The sequence below is a fragment of the Bacillus sp. WC2503 genome (assembly GCF_052682895.1).
Genome location: NZ_JBQYMD010000002.1, coordinates 218,706 through 238,704, shown reverse-complemented (window position 1 = coordinate 238,704; position 19,999 = coordinate 218,706). Strand labels below are relative to the sequence as shown.

Genomic DNA, 19,999 nt, shown 5'->3' with positions numbered 1-19,999 from the left:
TACGAAAAAAGGAAGAAGTTGATTTTTATGAAGACTACAAGAAATACAAAAGGAAAAAAATTACTAGCAAGTTTAATAATCGGCTTTTGCACTATTAATTATTCATCTATTTCATTAGCGGAAACATCTAAAAGTAATTCAGCTAATGCACCCAAACAAGCTATTGGCATTGATACTGGTATAGCAAATTTAAAGTATGATAGTAGAGATATTTTAGCAGTAAATGGGGATAAAGTAGAGAGTTTTGTTCCGAAAGAAAGTACAAATTCAAATGGTAAATTTGTAGTAGTGGAACGTGAGAAGAAATCACTTACAACTTCACCTGTGGATATTTCAATTATTGATTCTGTGGCTAATCGTACGTATCCAGGAGCAGTACAACTTGCAAATAAAGCTTTTACCGATAATCAACCTAGTTTATTAGTGGCTAAGAGAAAACCTATAAATATTAGTATAGACTTACCTGGAATGAGAAAAGAAAATACGATATCTGTCCAAAATCCGACATATGGTAATGTGTCTGGAGCAGTAGATGATTTAGTATCTACTTGGAATGAGAAGTATGCATCAACACATTCGTTACCTGCAAGAATGCAGTATACAGAATCTATGGTGTATAGTAAATCACAAATCGCAAGTGCCCTTAATGTCAACGCTAAATATCTTGATAACAGCCTAAACATTGACTTTAATGCCGTTGCAAATGGAGAGAAAAAAGTGATGGTTGCGGCATATAAGCAAATATTTTATACCGTAAGTGCTGAACTACCTAACAATCCATCTGATCTTTTTGATAACAGTGTTACGTTTGATGAGTTGACTCGTAAAGGGGTAAGTAATACGGCTCCGCCTGTTATGGTGTCAAATGTAGCCTATGGTAGAACCGTTTATGTAAAATTAGAAACATCATCAAAAAGTAAAGATGTACAATCTGCTTTTAAAGCTCTAATTAAGGGTCAAGGCGTTGAAGCAAGTGGACAGTACAAAGATATTTTTGAAGAAAGTACCTTTACCGCTGTAGTATTAGGCGGAGATGCAAAAGAGCATAACAAAGTTGTTACAAAAGATTTTAATGAAATCCGAAATATTATTAAAGATAATGCAGAATTAAGTTCTAAAAATCCAGCATACCCAATTTCATATACAAGCACTTTCTTAAAAGATAACGCAACTGCTGCTGTTCATAACAATACAGATTATATTGAGACTACAACTACAGAATATTCAAGTGCGAAAATGACGCTTGATCATTACGGTGCATATGTTGCTCAATTTGATGTATCTTGGGATGAATTTTCATATGATCAAAATGGGAAAGAAGTATTAACACATAAAACTTGGGAAGGAAACAACCAAGATAAAACGGCTCATTACTCTACAGTAATACCGCTTCCACCGAATTCAAAAAATGTAAAAGTCGTAGCGAGAGAATGTACAGGTCTTGCATGGGAATGGTGGAGAACAATTATTAATGAACAAAATGTTCCATTAACAAATGAAATAAAAGTTTCAATTGGAGGAACAACTTTATACCCAACCGCTAATATTAGTCATTAGGTAGAAATGAAGCACCCTGTTTACAGGGTGCTTTTTTACATGGTCACAAGTATATTGGGGTCTTTTTCAAATATAGCATACTCATCAGATAGCGATGGAGTGTAGACTCATTTAGTAAACTTTGCAACTGAACCACTAATTTTAATTTTTATAGATTTGCAAGAATTTTGTTGTATTCAACTTAGCGTTTTTTGACACTCCCACGGCTAAAGGCACAAGCTGACTAACGCCAGTGGGATTCTTGCTACCAAAGGCGAAGTCTATTTCTAGTATCGCTGACGTGTAAGACTGCGGTGTTCCATCACCACTCTCACAACAGACTATATAGGTTTGTGGGCTACGGTACTGTGACCATACCGTACAAATAGTTGGTTCTCATATGATTTTACGTCTTTTGCATGACCATGAAATGTTTATAAGTTTTTTATCTGAATTTTCTGTTTTGTTTTTATATAATTTCAAACAGGAGGCGATTTACTATTATATCTAGAATTGTGTAAAAGTGTTAAAAAATGGGATGGGAAGTGGTATTTTGAAAAAGGTGATTTTATCTTCAACATTAGCTGTATCTATGGCTTTAGGTGCATTTGCGACATTAGGAACGTCACGTACATATGCAGCAGAGCAAAAGATTCAATACAACCAAGAATTTCAAACACCATCTTATATTGGGGAAGAGTGGAAAGCACCAGAAGGACTAGATAAAAAAGAGACTGTGTTCGAGTATTTAAAGAGTAAAAAAGACATGTTTAAATTAGCAGGAAATATGGAGAAACATTTTGAAATCGTTAAAGAAGAAAAAGACACAGAAGCAGAAACAACGCATGTGAAGCTTATTGAAAAATATAATGGTGTTCCTGTATATGGATCTGATCAAACAGTAGCACTTGATAAAAATAATAATGTGAAAGCATTTTTTGGACAAGTTATACCGAATTTAGAAAATAAAAATATCCCATCAACTGCAAGCATTTCAGAAGATGATGCTGTAAATATTGCAAAAGCTGGTATTGAGAAAGAGATTGGAAAAGTAGATAACTATGATGGTATGAAGAAAGATTTATACGTTTATGAAAGAGATGGACAATATTATCTTTCCTATCTGGTAAAAGCCTCTGTTTCAAAACCAGCACCAGGCTACTGGCATTATTTTATTGATGCAACAAATGGCAATGTGATCAATAAATATAATGCGGTCGATCATATTACTGGTTTTGGATATGGTGTTTTAGGAAATAGACAATCATTTGAAATTGTTCAAAATGAAAAAACAGGTGCATTCCATTTATTTGATGGTAAACGTGGAAACGGTGTTTATACGTTTGATTGGAGAAATTTGTTGAAACAATCCTATGATTCAACATCAAAAGGACTGGGATATACAGGTTATGAAATTGAAAGTAAATCCAAGTTCTTTGAAGATAAAGCAGGTGTTGATGCACATGCAAATGCAGAAAAAGTATATGACTATTATAAGAAAACATTTAATCGTAATTCCTATGATAACAAAGGAGCGAAGTTACGTTCTGTTGTTCACGTAGGAGAAAACTGGAATAACGCTAGTTGGAACGGTGTGTATATGGCGTATGGTGATGGTGATGGAAAACTGTTTATTCCATTTTCAGCGAGCTTAGATGTAGTTGCCCATGAGTTAACACATGCTGTAACAGAGCATACAGCAAATTTAGAGTATCAAGATGAGTCTGGTGCATTAAATGAGTCATTTTCGGATATTTTCGGTGCGATGGTAGACCGTGATGATTGGGAGGCGGGGGAAGATATTTATACACCAGATATAGCAGGGGATGCGATGCGATCCTTAAGTCATCCTGCATCTATTCCCAATCCATTAGAACCCACTCAAGGTTATCCAGATCATTATAGAAAATATTATCCTGGACCATATGATAATGGCGGTGTTCATATTAACAGTAGTATCAATAATAAAGCAGCATATTTATTGTCGGAAGGTGGCTGGCATTACGGTGTGGAAGTAAATGGCGTTGGCCGCGAAGCTACAGAAAAAATTTACTATCGTGCTCTTACAAAATATTTAACGGCAAAATCTGATTTTAAAATGATGCGCCAAGCTGCACTTCAAGCCGCAGAAGATTTATATGGTAAAAATTCAAAAGAAGTACAAGCTGTAGCGAAAGCTTATGATGCAGTTGGTATAGAGTAAGACCTGAAAAGGACCTGATATATAACTTCAGGTCTTTTTTTACTGCGTAATCAGGAATGATTTTCGCTATGACTTTATAAACATTCATTAAATGAGAATGTAAACCTCATAACTCGATAAATATATTGTTCACGCTTTTCTTCTTCTGTTTAAGATAAGAAGAATACAATTTTGCAACAACAATGTTTCTTCTACGTGTCCTTGTACGCTAAGTGACCGTGTATATTAAAAAATTTCAACTTGAGCTACAGTATCTGTTGTAGCATTTGCACCTCCTGTCGTTACTTTTAGTGAAATACGATCACCTGCTAGAAATGTCACCGAAATATCATTATTTATATTGGAAGTTTGAGTACCAGTTAGTGAAACAGTAAGAGGTGTATCTACACCATTTTTTCGAATTGTCAAAGTGACCGTGTTTGTACCTCCAGGTCCAGTTAAGGCCTGAATTGCTAAAGATTTTATTACGGCTTTTTGGCCTAATCGTAGAAAGGCTTCTGTAGTTGAAACGGCAGCCGTCCCAGGTCGATAAAAACGAGTCGCACTATTTGGTAAACTACCAGGATCTGCCCAAACAAGGAATGTAGGTTGTGAAATTGTAGAAAAACCAAAATTGTTAGCATTTGAGTTTTGAAGATTTGTTGAACTTAAAACCAAAGTTCCGGCAGTTTGAGATATATCCGCAGTAGGACCTTGAATAGATGCTAAACGTAAACTTAATTGTGCTCCAGCCCGATTAACTTCTGCACCAATATATGATCCAGATCCACCTGAACTAGTAGTAATTAAATTAATATCACGACAATGAAAGTTATGTGGATTCGTGTTAACTAATAATGTTCTTTTATTTCCAAGACCAATTGATCTAGTCGTTATTGTGGAAGCTCTTACTGTACTTATACTTTCATCCGGAGTTCCTGTTCCAAAAGAATGAATACCATAAACATTGGAAGTTCCGCTTGTTGATGCAGTTGAATTATCTACTGTTACAACTGCGTTTCGTAATCTAGCTGTTAATGATGTGGTACCCGGAAAAGCAACCCCTGTTAAATTGACATGATTAATTGAAGTTAATAGTACAGTAATATCTTCAACTCTTGTATTTTCACCCATTGTTAACACAGTTGTATTCGAGGTTACATTCTGTTGACGAATTGTTACAGTTAACAGGCTAATCCCTCTTAATGAATTTCCATTTGGAATGACTACTGTCTCATCGTAGATTCCAGGAAACACAAAAATCGTTATTCCAGTGGCACTTATTGCATTAATTGCTGTTATGGCGCCATTAATTGTTTTAAAAGGATTCCCTCCAATGAAAGCCGTTGAATCATTTCCTGATTTCATTACTACAGCTGTATTAGCTCTAGATATCAAAACTTCATGTATACTCATTTAATCTCGCTCCTTTGCATTACTAAATAATTTTCAGACCAAATGATGTATACTTCCTTTTACTTTCAGCATGTAAAAGGATTTCGGTAAATATTAATTATTCTCCTTTATATCAAGAAATTGATTGAAATTCCGCTCAACCGTAATATCTTTTTTTGGAATGGTGCCAATTATTTTTGCATAAAAAAGAGACACATCTTGTGTCTCTTAGGATTCTTTAATAGTATGAATTAGATAGTAGAGTTTTTACAAAAAGAATATAGCATACTACATCATTAATAAAAAAATCCACCCAATTGTAAGTACTATGTACTTTAAAAATCCTACAAAAAAATGCATATGTACTCCTTTTAGGTATATTGTATGCTATTTAAAGAATATTTATTATGCCATACTGGTTTACATACGAATGGGTAAATTCACTTTCTAATTTGTTCCTCTATCTATCATAATTTCCATGAAATTCTTAATAAACTGTTTTTGATTTAATTTCAATCCAATTCTAGCTCCCTCAGTTTTTGCACCTGGTCGAAAATCTGCGACAGTCTGTCCCCTTAAAGATTCTAAATCAACCTCTACTTTTCGGTACATGTATTGAAGAAAATCTGGATTGACAATTGCACTCATCGCAACAACATCATGTAAAGGAGCGCCTTTAATACTAGGGTTTAATTTTTTGTAGGCATTAAAATAATAATCATAAATTGGTTTAATTAATGATTTAAATGGGGTAGTAGTGTGTTCTGCAATATATTCCGCTTCATTTGGAAGTAAAATAGCTGCATTTGTTACGTTTAAAGGAATTATTGTTAAATTTTTAGATTGATTAATTACAAACCGGGTTGAAACTGGATCACCATATGCATTTGCTTCAGCTACAGGTGAGACGTTTCCTGGTTGAAGAAATACCCCCGACATTATGTATATTTCTTTTATGCTTTGCATTGTTTCTTTCCAAAGGTTTAAAGCGATTGCAAGAGAAGTGGATCTACCTACATCAACGATTGTTAATTCTTCCTTATATTTTTCAACAATTGACAGAATTAGACTAAAATTATGAATAGGAATTGATGCTACACTTTCTGGTGGTTGGATAGGTCCAAGTCCTTCTGCACCATGTATTTCTGGATAATAAGCAGTGAAACCATTAAGAAATGGTAAAGAGGCACCACTTATAACAGGGATATCTGTTCTTCCAGCTAATTGTAATAAGTAAACAGCATTTCGAGTCGTTTGTTCTTTTGTAACATTTCCGTAACTTGTAACAATTCCGACAATTTCAATTTCAGGATGCAATAAACCGTATATTATTGCCAAAGAATCATCTATACCAGGGTCTCCAAATAATAATACTTTTTTCAAGGGGAATTCTCCCTTCTTACATAACTAAATATTTAATAAGACAAGCTCTATATTATATATGTAAGAAGACCATATATTTATGATTTATATTTTTAAAATTGTTAAAGGTGATTGTTGTTGGAATATTCCGTCTTCATTTAAATGTTTATATCAAAGTAATAGCATGTGATAATAGACATGTTTGTTTAGAAAAATCTAGTTTATGTAGAAATAAAATTGACTTTTTATTTCTTATTTCACTTGTGGGGTTTTTCCGGAATGCTGGCCGTAACCTTATAAAGAACCTTCGATTTGCGCTCTCTTCATATGCTATTTTAGAAAGGGATATTATGATGAAAAAAAGTAGTATAAATATAAGCATATCAATTTTAATACCTATTTTATTAATGATATGTCTTATTAATGTTAAATACAGAATCATATTAACTTCATTATTTGGAGCTTCGATTTTTTCAACAACATTTCTTTGTGTGATTGGATGTATCCTAGCTGTTTTATCATATATAGAAAATAAAAATATTTGGGCAAAAATCGGAATAATGTTAAACGTGTTAGTATTTTTTATTCCTTTTATTTGGATTTTCGGATGTGATAAGTAGTTTAGATTTATGGGTACAACTTTATCACCATCAAACCAAGAAAAGCGAATACCCCAAAACGAAAAAATGAACTGAATTCTCCGAGACAATTGTGGCGAGATAAAATTTTTGTTTTGGGGTACTTCAAAATCTAATCTTGAAGGGCATGGAGTGGTACCCCTATTTATATTATGCACTTCTTGTGTGTGGGTGGGTAAACGCAAACCACGTCACTCTTATATAATTTTATATGTATCACAAAAACTACGTTTATTTTTCACAAATTTCACACAAATTATTGATATTCTCATCTATAGTGATAGCTAATAGCTTTGAGAGAAGGGAACTGTATATGAAAAAGCTTTGTTCTCCTCTTCTGTTATTTTTAGTTTTTTGTTTTCCAGGAGTAAGTATTTATGCGGAGTCTACATTACAATCAAAAATTGACGCGGCTTCCCCTTATGAAACAATTACATTAGAGAGTAGAGTTTATAATGAAACAATCAAAATATTGAAACCGATTACAATACAAGGAGATAAAAATACTAAAATAATCTCTTGTGGTAAAGATCCTGTCATTACAATAAATAAGGAAAACATTATCCTCAAAGATTTGAAAATAGAACAATGTAATGATAATACAGATCAGCCAGCAATATTAGTATCGGGAGATAAACACTATATCAATGGATTGGAAATTAACGCATCATACATGGGGATTAAGCTAGAAGATGCTAGGAATATAAAAGTTGAGAACAGTACAATCGTTGGACAAAAACGGGCTAATGGAATTGATTTATGGAAATCTAATCGTAATCTGATAGAGAATATCAAAATCCGAAATGTCCGTGATGGTATTTATTTAGAACAAAGCGACAATAATACAATAAGGGAAAATACAATCTGGCAGTCTCGTTATGGCATTCATCTTATGTATTCTGATAGAACTGTTGTTGAAAAAAATTTATCAAAAGAAAATAAAACGGGTGCTATGATTATGGGAACAAAGGAAACATCTGTAGTAGGAAATCGCTTTATTGACAATAAAAGTAATGTTCATGCACAAGGTATATTACTTTATGATGCAATAAAAACAAACATTTTACAAAATGAGATTGCTAATAATAGAGTAGGTATTTATGTAGAAAAGGCAAAGCATAATACTATTATGAGTAATTCAATTTTTCATAATTTTATCGGATTACAATTTAAAGATACCCGTGAAAATGAATTTACTCAAAATGTAATGATAGGGAATGTTAATGAATCACAAGCTACACAAAGCAGAGAAAATAATATCTATAAAAATTATTGGGATGCTTCTTTAAAAGTAGATATAGACGGTTCAGGTATTAGTAACATTCCATATAAAGTAGATGCCTATTTTCTTTTGTTAACACAAGATATTCCAGAATATCAGTTGTTCTTTCAATCACCAGGGATGCGTATTTTACAAAGTTTCATAAAAATTCCAGATCAATCTTTATTGGTAGACAAAGAATCTAGAATGGAACCAAAAGGTATTACGCAAAAAGGTGAGGAGGTTGCGTTTCAGTATAACATTTTGATTGTAAGTGTAAGTTTGTTACTAATGGGAAGTATATTGTTCATTTTAGGGAGGAAAAATTGATGAGAGTTAAGTATATGTTATTTACTATTTGTTTATGTATGGTATTCGCCGTAGTAGGGTGCGGTAAGAAAGAAACTAAACCAGTTGCTATTAATGAAAAAAATGATAAGTGTGATGTGTGTAATATGGCAGTAATGGATAATCAATTTGCAACTGAGGTTATTTTAGAAAATGGAAAAGCTCTAAAGTTTGATGATATTGGTTGTATGTATAAGTGGATGGATGAACATAAAAATGAAAAAACACAAGAGAAATTTGTAAGAGATTACACTACAAAAGATTGGGTTGCAGTGGATAAAGCTACATATGTATATGATAAATCAATTAAGACACCAATGGCTTATAATGTAATTTCTTTTAAAGAAAAGAAAGATGCGGACAGCTTTGTAGAAAAACATACTGGGAAAATCCTTTCTTCTAAAGAACTAGCAGAACATAAATGGGAAATGAATAAAGAGATGATGGGAAAAGAAAAGAAAGATCATGGTAGTGGACATTCTCACTAATAAGTGATTAATACTATGAAAAATTAGTGAGAAAAAGACAGCCAACTATGGTTGTCTTTTTCATTAGAGAGGTGAATAGCTATGTGGAATATATTACATTCAGAATGGCGTAGTGCAGTAAGGGGTAAACTTGCATACATGTTTTTGTTTCTTTGGATAACTATATTTTCTTTAATATTTGTTATGGAAAGAAATACCCCGGCTTTAGCAGGCTATACTAATGTAACGGGGACAATGGTAAATCTTATTTTATATATTGTACCTTTACTTATGTTAATTATAGGAGCATTCTCTATTGCAGGTGAGGTGGAAAATGGGAAATGGAGACTTTTATGTACGTATCCTTTAAAGAGTACCTCATATGTAATAGGTAAAACTATTGGCCAATTTATAGGGCAAACAGCTATTTTTTCAATAAGTTTTGGAGTAAGTATAATAATTGGTTTAGTAAACGGTAGTAATTTTGATATGTTTTGGGTGGTAGCAACGTATATCTTCTCTGTTTTATTAATTTTTTTATTTTTATTACTGGGAATAACAATCGGTTCTTTTTCTATAACAAGATGGCAAGCTTTAGCCATAAGTATCGTAGTTTGGTTCTTTCTTATTATGATGTGGCCAACGGCTTTAATTAGTGTTCTTAATTTTGTTCCATATTCAATGATTGCACCATTAATAAAAATATTATTGTTTTGCAACCCAGCAGAATTTCTTCGAATTATATTTGTAATTCAACTAGGTGGTGGAGCAATATTTGGGCAAGTATATGATCAGTTGGTCATAATTTTTCAAAGTAAAGCTGTTATTTGGATTCTACTAATATACTGCATTATCTACACAACTGTGTTCTTGTTTATGGCGGGGTGGCAAATGGAGAGGAGAAGAAAAAAATGACAGTATTAAACCTCAAAGAAGTTTGTAAAAGATATAAAAAGAAAATAGCATTATCTCCAATCTCACTTCAAAGTAAACAAGGAGAGTGTATCGTATTATGTGGTGGGAATGGAGCTGGGAAAAGTACGCTCCTTGATATAATCGCTGGAATTACAACACCGACAACTGGTACTGTTCAATTAGGGAATATAGAGTTACAGAAAGATAGAAAACAGTATTTGAGTGACATAGGTTATATGCCAGATGATTTTCATGCACAGCAAGATATGACAGTTCAAGAATTTTTATTCTTTTATGCTGCTTTTCGAAATATAGGAAAAGACAAAGTACAGGCAGTTATTGAATCAATAGGCTTAAATGAGAAAAAAAATGAACGATTACATAGACTATCTAAAGGGATGAGACAGAGGCTATTATTTGGGCAGGCGTATCTTGGTAACCCTAAAATTTTGATATTAGACGAACCAACAAACGGCCTGGATCCGTATTGGGTAGATGAGTTTTTAACTATATTAAAGACTTTAAAAAGAGATGGTACCATGATCATTTTCTCCACACATATGATGGATGTAGCTGCTGAAATTGGTGATCGGATAATCTTTATGAAGGAAGGAAAAGTCATAGAAGAAATAAAAAATGATAGGAACTTAGAAAATTTAACGATAACGTTATTACAAATGCATAGAAGATAAATTGTACATAAAACAGCTACTTTCATTACAGTAGCTGTTTTATGTACAACTTACCATTTGAAAACTAAGCAAATTATCTCCTGAAATTACAAAAATGCAAAAACAGGATTGTTAATCAATCCTTATTTTAAATGACTAATATAAGTTCTAATGAATGAAATAGTAAGATGTAATGCCTGAAGCTAATAATAGGTATTTTCATTTGTCTTATTTCAACATTCACGGCAAGCTTATGGGTTAATAATAAATCCACGGTAAAGTTATGCTTCTTTTAGCAGCAACTTTATGGGGAAAGTCACAATATAGTTTTAAAATACTGAAAATGGTCACATGAAATGTGAGATATTGTACTTGTAAAAGAGGAGGGCATTCCTATGAAAGAAACAGGTATTTTACGAAAAGTAGATAATATTGGACAAATTGTGATACCAAAAGAAACAAACAAAACTTTATAAGTGGATACAAGAGATACGCTAGAAATTTTTGTAGAAGAAAATGTGATTATTCTACAAAAATATACATCGCATGGTACTTGTCCTATCACGGGAGAAATATCTGCAAGGAATGTAAAACTGGCAGGTGGAAAGCTGCCTCTGAGTCCAGAGGGTGTAAAACAACTGCTAGCTGAACTAGAACAATACAAAGTAACGGTATGAGAAGAATAGGGGTAGAACTTGTTGGAAACGAAATTACAAGCATTTCAAAAGGATAGAGGTAAGAACAGGTTATTTTTGCAGGAACAATTGTTACAAGAAGCGTTTCAAAAGAGAAAGGATATCATGTTAATTCTGTTAAAAGGGTCACATATAATAGGAATAATAAGAGGATATGATACTTTTTCTATTTTAATAGAATTTGAAGGGAAGCAACAGCTTGTATATAAACACGCAATCTCCACGATTCGGTTCTAAAATAAAACAGTAGCCCACGGACAGCAAGTAGTCTACAAACAAATATTCTCCTAAATTATTAAAAATTTTTAGTTCCAGAATTCTTATTATATAAGGATTCTTTTTTGTATCAAAAGTATACAAGGTAAGGTAAAAAGATAAGATCGGCGAACACGATCTTATCTTTAGCACAAGGAGTAAAAAAAAGGATAACTATTATATTTTTATTTTGCTTAGATTCTTGCTGATTCTTAAAATTAAAGCCATAATCAACAAGAGTATATATTGAGAAAGTAATTACAAATTTTGTTGTAAATATTTAAAAAATGAAAATAAACTTTCACTTGCCTCTACATATTGAATTAATAGAATTTTTTTATCGAATTTTTTTAATGTCTTGAACAATTTCGTCATAAGGAGTATTTTCGACACCTGAATATTTTTTTAGAACTTTTCCATTTTTGTCAATCAGATAAAAACTTGTACCATGTATAACTTGTGTATCATTTTCTGGTTTAGTTACAAGTGATTGGAAGTTTTCTTTAGCAAACTTTTCAATATCTGTTCTTTTATATCCCGTGAGGAAATGAGTCCTACTTCCATCCATTTCATAGGCCTTCATAAATTCTGTTATTTTTTCTGGTGTGTCTACTTCAGGATCTACACTAAATGATACAAATTCTACATCTTTAATCCCGTCCGTATTCAACATTCTCTGGAGTTTTGCCATATTGGCTGTCATAGGTGGACAAACTGTTTGGCAACTTGTAAAGAAGAAATCAGCTACCCAAATTTTATCTTGTAACTCAGCTGATCCAAATTGCTTCCCATTTTGATCTGTAAATGAGAACTTCTGCACATCCCAATCAAGTGAATTGTTGAGTTTTTCATCTTTGCATGCTCCTAGAGCTATAACTATGAATATAAGTATAAGTGATCTAATGAAATTCATTTTTTTCATATGTATTTATCTCCTTTCAATTTCTATAGATTTTACGGAATGGTTATATGAACTACCCAATACTCGGTAGTATTTACTTTGGTTAATTTTTATTTTTAATAGCCGCCGAATTAATCTTAACAAAACCGAATGAATCCCCTTGTTTCAGGGTATTTATACTACTACTACTACTATGCATATAGCTTCCTCTTTGATGTTTATAGTTCACAAGAATGCTTATAATTAAGATTGTTAGGTATGTTATTAGTACATACATTGCTTCTTTATTTTACGGATTATAATAAAAGGTTAAAGGTAAATTAAAACAAGAAGATATTATCTAGTACTTTGTTATACAAAGCGCAATCTTTGATAAGAAGTATTATATGTAAGGAAAAATAGATAGTTCATTCTAGAACTTATTTACAATTATAGTAATAAATTAATCTCGGTGTGATCCTTGAATTAATATCCTTCATAAGAGTGAGAAAACACCATATATTTGGATAACGTGTTAAAAATAGAGTTAACTATAGTATAAATTAAAGATTAAATTATACATATTGAGAAAATATTTTAGAGATTGAATATTAAGATTTCCCCTATTAAAATTAAATTTGAAATGAAAGGATAATCTTTAAGCATGGCCTTTATGTAGAAAAGAGATAGGACTATTTCTATCTCTTTTTGTTATGCTGTCAGTTCATATATCTTTAATTAATTCTTTAGACACATGTAAAGGAATTTAGATTATGCCTGATATATTCCTTTTATTAAGTTAAATAAGTTAATTGATTCTAGAATTTTATAACATTAGGAGGATAGCAAATGAAAAATTATCAACTTACACAGATTTTAAGAGAAAAAAGAAATATAGACAAAAATTATTATGAATTTTTGCATGAAACAGATCTAAGTATGGGAATTTATGAATTGAAAGCAGGATCTTTAGATATGCAACAACCACATACAGAAGATGAAGTATATTATATTATCAATGGCAGAGCACAACTTGAAGTAGAGAGTGAAAATATTTTTGTGGAACCTGGTTCTATTATTTATGTAAAGGCTAACATGAAACATAGATTTCATACTATTGAAGAAGATCTCACGGTACTAGTTTTCTTTGCACCTGCTGAATACTCTTGCGAAAAAGATTTTTAATTACAACGATAATTGGATAATAAGAAAGGTAAAAATAAATATCTTTTTATCAAGTTTGTTTAAATTAGACAACAACTAATTATAGGCAAGTATGTAATTCCATTAAAGAAAAATAAATTTTTTCAATAAATAATAATCAGTAGAAAAAAACATAAATGTTAAAAATAGTAAATTAATGTTTAAAAAAGGTAAACTTTACGGCGTTTTAATGAATTCTTGTTTGTTTTTCTTAAGTAAAAATATCTAGTTGTATGACTTTTGATTTGGGAATTTTTAGTATTTTTTTACATAAAAATATATTTACGGGAAAATATTTCTAAATATTTCTAATCTATTGAACAATTAAAAGTTTTAGTATACGATTACAACGTGATATCAAGATATACAGAGAAGAAAAGGAGATTACATATGAAAAATAAAAAAATTGGAATCATCATGAGAAAAGGTTATAGCATTCATGGTGATCATATTGAAACTGCAGGAAGAATATCTGATGAACTTTACTTGTTTACGAGTGTACCAAGTAAAACAATGGATGCGCGCTTTAAAGAAGTAATTGTACTTGAAGAGGCTTCTGAAATAGATGCTGAAAATTATATTTTTACAAAAGGAAAAGATATAGGAATTAGCTTTTTTGTCACTTGGCAAGAAACTGATATTGTCTTAACTGCTAAAATTAATGAACGCTTTGGGAATAAAGCATTATCTGTTGAAGCTGCTACGACATCTCGTGATAAATCAAAGCAGAGAGAATTTATGTTAAAGAATTCTATTGCTAGTCCTAAATTTGCAAAAGTTAATTCTATAGAGGATGCAGAGAAAGAAATAGAAAATATTCCTTTCCCTGTAATTATTAAGCCTACTATGGCCGCTAGCAGTGAATCTGTATATTTAGTTAACAATTTAGAAGAATTGAATAATTCATTAGAAAAAATTATTAATCTTTCTAAAACAAATAAAGGATTCTACTTTAACCAAACACAACAATGTGTGGCATTAGTAGAAGAATTTCTGACTGGTGAAGAAATTACAGTTGATGGAGTCATTTTAAATGGAGAATTTTACCTTGGTGGAATTCACAATAAAAATAAAATGATGGGCCCATATTTCGAGGAAGATGAATACACTTTACCGTATGTTGGTGTAGATGAAGACATAGTTGTTAATATTGCTAAAGAAATATGTGGAAAATTAGCTATTGAAAACAGTTTATTTAATGTAGAACTACGCCGAGATACGCAAGGGAATTTTAAAGTTGTAGAATTTAGTACTAGAATCAGTGGCGGGCATGTTTATCGTAATATACGTGATGTACATGGAATTGATTTAGTAGCCGTTAATATTCTTGGTTTATTAGATTGTAAAGGGGATATTATGGAATTCTTCTTAACTAGATCTACAACACCAAAATCTTGTACTTGTATTAAATTTGTATATAGATCTGGAATTATAAAGAAAAATGAATTGGGAATTGTTGCTGAACAGCCAGAGTATAAAGCTTACTATCCTGTAGCAAAAGTAGGATCTGAAGTATATCATGCTCCAAAAGGATTTGATATAACGGGCTTACTTTCATTAAGAGCGCCATATAATGATAAATCTGATGTAGAAAAATTGCGCCAAAGAGCTAGAGTACTAGATAATCAATTAGATATAGAATTAGAAATTCCGGTTCATGCATAAAAACTTAAGTAAATCTGGTTGTTATATTCCTTGTTTTAAATGAGGAATATAACCGCTAGATTTATCGATAAAGTATTTAATAGTATCAATTTAAAACCGAGTAATCAAATGTGTATTATGGAAATGGAGTGGAAAATACTATGAATAAAAAAGTATCTATTTTGGGAGCACCTACTTACTTCGGAGCTAGTATAGGAGGGGTTGACCTTGGACCATATGTTGTAAGATATGGCGGTATGTCGAAACAATTAACTGAAATCGGAATTGATTTTGTTGATCTAGGAGACATTTCTCTTCCTTCAACCAATAATGAAAATTATGGAATTGTCAAACAAGAGTATTCAAATGAAGTAATTGATATATGTAAAAATATTGCTTCGACAGTTGAGAACGAATTGGAAAAAGGGCATTTCCCATTAGTTTTAGGAGGAGATCATAGTATTGCAATTGGTACTGTTACTGGAATTCTTAGAAAAATACCACGATTGGGAGTAATCTGGTTTGATGCTCATGGGGATGCAAATACATTTGAAACATCGATTTCTGGTAATATTCATGGGATGTCTTTAGCAATTCTCTTAGGATACGGTAACGAAAAATTTAAAGATTTTCTAGAGAAAGAAACTAAAATTGATCCAAAGAATATCGTACAAATAGGAATTCGTGATTTAGACCCGGGGGAAGAAGAGTTTCTCAAAAATTTAGGAGTAACAATTTTTACAGCAGAAGATGTGAGAAAACAAGGAATAAAAAGTATTATGGAAAAGGCAATTAAGATTCTCAATAATAATACAGATGCAGTTCATCTAACATTTGATTTAGATGCATTAGATCCTGAATTTGCTCCTGGAGGAGGATTGGCAGTTCCACATGGTTTAAGTTTAGATGATACAAAAGAGGCAATTGATATGCTAAGAAATAATACAAACTTAGTAGCTGCAGAGTTCACGGAAATAAACCCTATATTAGACAAGGATAATATTACTGTCAACACAACAATTGAACTTATCACTGAACTTTTAAGTAAGAAAGTTACTATGTCTAAATAAAACTTTTCCTGGAATTATTTTTAAAAATATAAAAAAACTATAAAAAAAATATAAAAAATAAAATTATATACGAGAATTTAAAAAAAACGAAAAGGACGAGTCAAATGAATAATAAAATCTATGACGTTATTGGAATTGGATTTGGGCCAGCGAACCTAGCTTTAGCAACTGCTATTGAAGAAGAAAATAATTCAATGGAAAGAATTTTTCTAGAAGAAAAAACGCACTATCAATGGCATCCGGGGATGCTTTTAGATAATACAAATATTCAAATTTCATTTTTGAAAGACCTTGTAACTCTAAAAAATCCTAAAAGTAAATTCTCCTTCTTAAATTATCTACATGAAAATGAAAGACTAAGCGATTTTATTAATCTCTCAGAGTTTTATCCGTCACGACTTGAATACAATGATTATATGTCTTGGGTTGCTTCTCAATTAGAAGATCACGTTTATTATAGTCGAACAGTAATTTCAGTAGACCCTATTGTGTCTGAAGATTCTGTCGAATTATTAGAAGTTATTGTGCAAAATACAAAAACTAATCAATTAGAGAGCTATATTACTAAAAATATTGTTTTGGCTACGGGTGGAACACCAAGAACGCCAATAAATATTGAAATGAATAATAGTAGAGTATTTCATTCAAGTCAATTTAAAAACAAAATTAATAACTTTGAACAGAATGATGCTCATAAGTTTTTAGTTGTAGGATCGGGACAAAGTTCAGCTGAATTATTTTTCCATCTAATCAATAATTATCCGAAATCAGATATTACGGCAACGATGAGACCTTTCTCATATAAAGCTGTAAATGAAAGTAAGCTTGTTAATCGTATATTTGATGCTAATATGATTGACTTTATTTATTCTTTACCAGAAAAAAATCGAGATGCTTTATTAAAACACCACAGTGATACTAATTATGCAGCTGCGGATGGAAGTTTAATAAGCCAAATTAATAAAGCTTTATATAACCAAAAATTTCATGGAGAAGATCGTTTTAGAATAAAGCCATTTTTAGAATTAACGGAGATAAAAACACTGTCTGATAAAGTGGTTGTTTATTACAAAGACATAGTTAAACATACAGAAGTTGTTATTGAAGCTGATGCTGTAATTCTTGCTACTGGGTACGAAAGTAAAAAGAACCATCCTTTATTAAAAAATCTTAACTCGTACATTTCAGATAATAGTGAAGTTTCCCGAAATTATCGTTTAGAAACAACGGATAAATTTAAACCTGGTATTTATTTGCAGGGTGTAAATGAAAGCACTCATGGACTGAGTGACACTTTATTATCTAATTTATCTATTCGGTCAAATGAAATTTTAAAAACCGTACAAGAAAATAATTCATTAACAGAAGAAAAAACTAAAAACGTGGTTTCATAATATAGGGGGTCTAAAGATGCATATTGAAAAGATAAATCCACAGATTTTCACAAATGAATATGATATTATGTGTCAACGATTATTTCCGCATTCTAATAAATTGTATGATTCACCATTTGGTGCAATGTGGGGAATCATAGAACCTGGAGAAATTTCTAAAATTCATGGACATCATGAAGTTGAAACTTTTATTATCTTTAAGGGTGAAGGAATAGTTAAAGTGGGTAAAAAAGAAGAACCTGTTACGCAAGGGGACGCCATCTTCATTCCACCATTTGAAGAACATAGTTTGAAAAATACATCAGATGAAAATTTGATATTCTTCACCATATGGTGGGAAAATGCTTTTAGTAAAAAAAATAGCAAGAAGTTAGATTCAGGTAAAAAGAAATATTTAATAACGGCCACACCACCAACGCCTAATGGTGATTTACATGTGGGGCACCTATCTGGTCCATATACAGGAGCTGACATTTTAACTAGATATTTAAAACTTAAAGGAAATGAAGTCTTGTATATGAGTGGGGCGGATGATCATCAAAGCTATGTACCGTTTAAGGCGGGACAATTAGAAAAATCTCCTAGAGAAACGGCAGATCATTTTGCTAATGAAATTGAAAAAACATTAAGACTAGCAGAAATTAATCCGGATATTTTTGTAAAACCTCATTTTTCAACATTCCATATTGAGTTTGTCAAAGAGTTTTTTGAAAAACTTTGGAATGAAGGTAAATTAGTAGAAAAAGAAGTCGACATTCTATTCTGTAAGCAATGCGATAAGCACCTTTATGAAGCTTATGTGAGAGGTAATTGTCCACATTGTGATGAATTATCAGATGGCAACGCTTGTGAAAAATGTGGTAGACCTAATTTATGTATAGATTTATTAAACCCAACTTGTAAATGTTGTGGCAGCGAACCAGAGAAGTCTAAAATTAAACAACTATTTTTCCCATTAAGTAATTATAAAACACAATTAAAACAGTACTACAAAGAATTAAAAATAGGGCCACATCTAACGGCATTATGTGAGAGAATGCTAGATGAGGATTTGCCTGATATTCCTATTTCACATGTATCTGATTGGGGAATTCCAGTTCCGGTAGAAGGATATGAAAATCAAACTATATATGTATGGTTTGAAATGGCACCTGGATATTTATCTGCGACAAACGAATTAATTCAGGATAAAAACCTTTCGTATACGTTAAGAGATTTTTGGAATAATCAAGATACAACTATCATTAATTTCTTTGGATATGATAATGGTTATTTCCATTCAGTGCTTTTCCCGGCTATTTGGCTAGCATATAGTGAAGATATAAATCTTCCTAAAACAATGATAACAAATGAATTTTATCAACTAGAGGGGCTTAAGTTTTCAACAAGCAGGGGACATGCTGTATGGGGCAAAGAATTATTAGAAAATGCTTCACATGATGTTGTAAGGTATTATTTATCTTATAGTAGACCGGAAACAGTTGAAACAAACTTCACTATGGAAGAATTTAATCATATTGTAGATACGAATTTAAACCAAGAATGGGAATCATGGTTACATGATTTAAAATGCAAGTTAGAAGCAGAGTTTGCAAATGGTGCTCCAGAATTAGAGACACTATCAGGTAATTATTTAATGTATTATCAACATGTAAATCGAATTATGAATGAAATTATGAATGCATATGAACCAAATACATTTTCACCGCAAAAGGTAGTTAGATTATTAAACGAATTAGTGAGAATTGCTAAAAAATTCTCGGCAGGAGAAGAATTTTTAACGGTATTAAAGAATAATCAACAAAGAAGAAATACTGCTATTGCGCTAGAATTATATACTGCAAAAATTTTAGCATTATTTTCTAGCCCAATTATGCCTACATTTGGTAAAATGCTATGGGGGGATTTGGGATTTAATGTTGACATGCAGTTGGATGAGGAAGTAAGCTTTTTGCCTGCTGGACAGAAAGTGGATCTTCAAGAGAATTATTTTTCAAAAACAAACGACAGTTTTTATCTTCAGAATATTTGATAATATGAGGAGGTAGTACTTACCTCCTCATATTTCCTAATAAAAAAAATA

General features: G+C 31.7%; 17 protein-coding genes. 14 read left to right on the top strand and 3 right to left on the bottom strand.

The features are described from left to right. Positions 1–27 precede the first annotated feature (27 nt). Together ACUN26_RS28405 and ACUN26_RS28400 are read left to right on the top strand one after the other, a co-directional pair. Positions 28–1,557 (top strand): thiol-activated cytolysin family protein, encoded by a 1,530-nt coding sequence (locus ACUN26_RS28405; RefSeq protein ID WP_000859049.1) that lies wholly within the window; start codon positions 28–30, stop codon positions 1,555–1,557. Positions 1,558–2,089: 532 nt separating this feature from the next. Next, a complete protein-coding gene (locus ACUN26_RS28400; protein WP_002093862.1) occupies positions 2,090–3,739 on the top strand; it encodes a M4 family metallopeptidase in 1,650 nt (549 codons plus the stop codon). 225 nt (positions 3,740–3,964) lie between these two features. Here ACUN26_RS28400 and ACUN26_RS28395 read toward each other — a convergent pair whose 3' ends face one another. Both ACUN26_RS28395 and ACUN26_RS28390 read right to left on the bottom strand, forming a co-directional pair. Continuing rightward, on the bottom strand, positions 3,965–5,134 hold the full coding sequence (locus ACUN26_RS28395; RefSeq protein ID WP_000022069.1) for a hypothetical protein: 1,170 nt from the start codon (positions 5,132–5,134) through the stop codon (positions 3,965–3,967). A gap of 426 nt (positions 5,135–5,560) precedes the next feature. Next, the gene (locus ACUN26_RS28390) at positions 5,561–6,496 is read right to left on the bottom strand and encodes a nucleoside hydrolase (protein ID WP_000756794.1); all 936 of its coding nucleotides are present in this window, start codon (positions 6,494–6,496) and stop codon (positions 5,561–5,563) included. Between the two features lie 329 nt (positions 6,497–6,825). Between ACUN26_RS28390 and ACUN26_RS28385 the strand changes: the two genes are divergently transcribed. From ACUN26_RS28385 to hfq, 7 genes are all read left to right on the top strand, one after another. Continuing rightward, entirely contained in the window at positions 6,826–7,095 is a 270-nt protein-coding gene (locus ACUN26_RS28385; RefSeq protein WP_225988031.1) for an amino acid carrier protein, read from the top strand. A gap of 331 nt (positions 7,096–7,426) precedes the next feature. Beyond that, positions 7,427–8,704: a right-handed parallel beta-helix repeat-containing protein gene (locus tag ACUN26_RS28380; RefSeq protein ID WP_000732095.1), complete on the top strand. Its 1,278-nt coding sequence runs from the start codon at positions 7,427–7,429 to the stop codon at positions 8,702–8,704. After that, positions 8,704–9,210: a nitrous oxide reductase accessory protein NosL gene (locus ACUN26_RS28375; RefSeq protein WP_001264234.1), complete on the top strand. Its 507-nt coding sequence runs from the start codon at positions 8,704–8,706 to the stop codon at positions 9,208–9,210. Before ACUN26_RS28380 ends, ACUN26_RS28375 begins: the two co-directional genes overlap by 1 nt. 81 nt (positions 9,211–9,291) lie before the next feature. Further along, on the top strand, positions 9,292–10,104 hold the full coding sequence (locus tag ACUN26_RS28370; RefSeq protein ID WP_000267183.1) for an ABC transporter permease: 813 nt from the start codon (positions 9,292–9,294) through the stop codon (positions 10,102–10,104). Then, positions 10,101–10,796 (top strand): ABC transporter ATP-binding protein, encoded by a 696-nt coding sequence (locus ACUN26_RS28365; RefSeq protein WP_000217363.1) that lies wholly within the window; start codon positions 10,101–10,103, stop codon positions 10,794–10,796. The genes ACUN26_RS28370 and ACUN26_RS28365 overlap by 4 nt, the downstream gene beginning before the upstream one ends. 455 nt (positions 10,797–11,251) lie before the next feature. Beyond that, positions 11,252–11,452 carry a hypothetical protein gene (locus ACUN26_RS28360; protein ID WP_000381150.1) on the top strand — a complete coding sequence of 67 codons (201 nt, stop codon included), beginning with the start codon at positions 11,252–11,254 and terminating at the stop codon, positions 11,450–11,452. 21 nt (positions 11,453–11,473) lie between these two features. Next, positions 11,474–11,707, top strand: coding sequence for an RNA chaperone Hfq (gene hfq, locus ACUN26_RS28355; RefSeq protein ID WP_000448509.1), 234 nt, complete (start codon positions 11,474–11,476; stop codon positions 11,705–11,707). Positions 11,708–12,062: 355 nt separating this feature from the next. On the opposite strand, the gene ACUN26_RS28350 is transcribed toward hfq, so the two are convergent. Beyond that, entirely contained in the window at positions 12,063–12,647 is a 585-nt protein-coding gene (locus tag ACUN26_RS28350) for an SCO family protein (RefSeq protein ID WP_000738663.1), read from the bottom strand. 807 nt (positions 12,648–13,454) lie between these two features. Here ACUN26_RS28350 and ACUN26_RS28345 point away from each other — a divergent pair. The 5 genes from ACUN26_RS28345 to ACUN26_RS28325 all read left to right on the top strand — a co-directional run bounded on the left by ACUN26_RS28345 (position 13,455) and on the right by ACUN26_RS28325 (position 19,948). Continuing rightward, positions 13,455–13,790 carry a cupin domain-containing protein gene (locus ACUN26_RS28345; RefSeq protein WP_000800965.1) on the top strand — a complete coding sequence of 112 codons (336 nt, stop codon included), beginning with the start codon at positions 13,455–13,457 and terminating at the stop codon, positions 13,788–13,790. 408 nt (positions 13,791–14,198) lie between these two features. After that, on the top strand, positions 14,199–15,473 hold the full coding sequence (locus ACUN26_RS28340; protein ID WP_000791267.1) for an ATP-grasp domain-containing protein: 1,275 nt from the start codon (positions 14,199–14,201) through the stop codon (positions 15,471–15,473). A gap of 140 nt (positions 15,474–15,613) precedes the next feature. Continuing rightward, positions 15,614–16,522: an arginase gene (gene rocF, locus ACUN26_RS28335; protein WP_001036989.1), complete on the top strand. Its 909-nt coding sequence runs from the start codon at positions 15,614–15,616 to the stop codon at positions 16,520–16,522. Between the two features lie 104 nt (positions 16,523–16,626). Continuing rightward, positions 16,627–17,916, top strand: coding sequence for a lysine N(6)-hydroxylase/L-ornithine N(5)-oxygenase family protein (locus ACUN26_RS28330; RefSeq protein WP_001060353.1), 1,290 nt, complete (start codon positions 16,627–16,629; stop codon positions 17,914–17,916). Positions 17,917–17,932: 16 nt separating this feature from the next. After that, positions 17,933–19,948 (top strand): class I tRNA ligase family protein, encoded by a 2,016-nt coding sequence (locus tag ACUN26_RS28325; RefSeq protein WP_000546773.1) that lies wholly within the window; start codon positions 17,933–17,935, stop codon positions 19,946–19,948. The last annotated feature ends 51 nt before the right edge of the window (positions 19,949–19,999 follow it).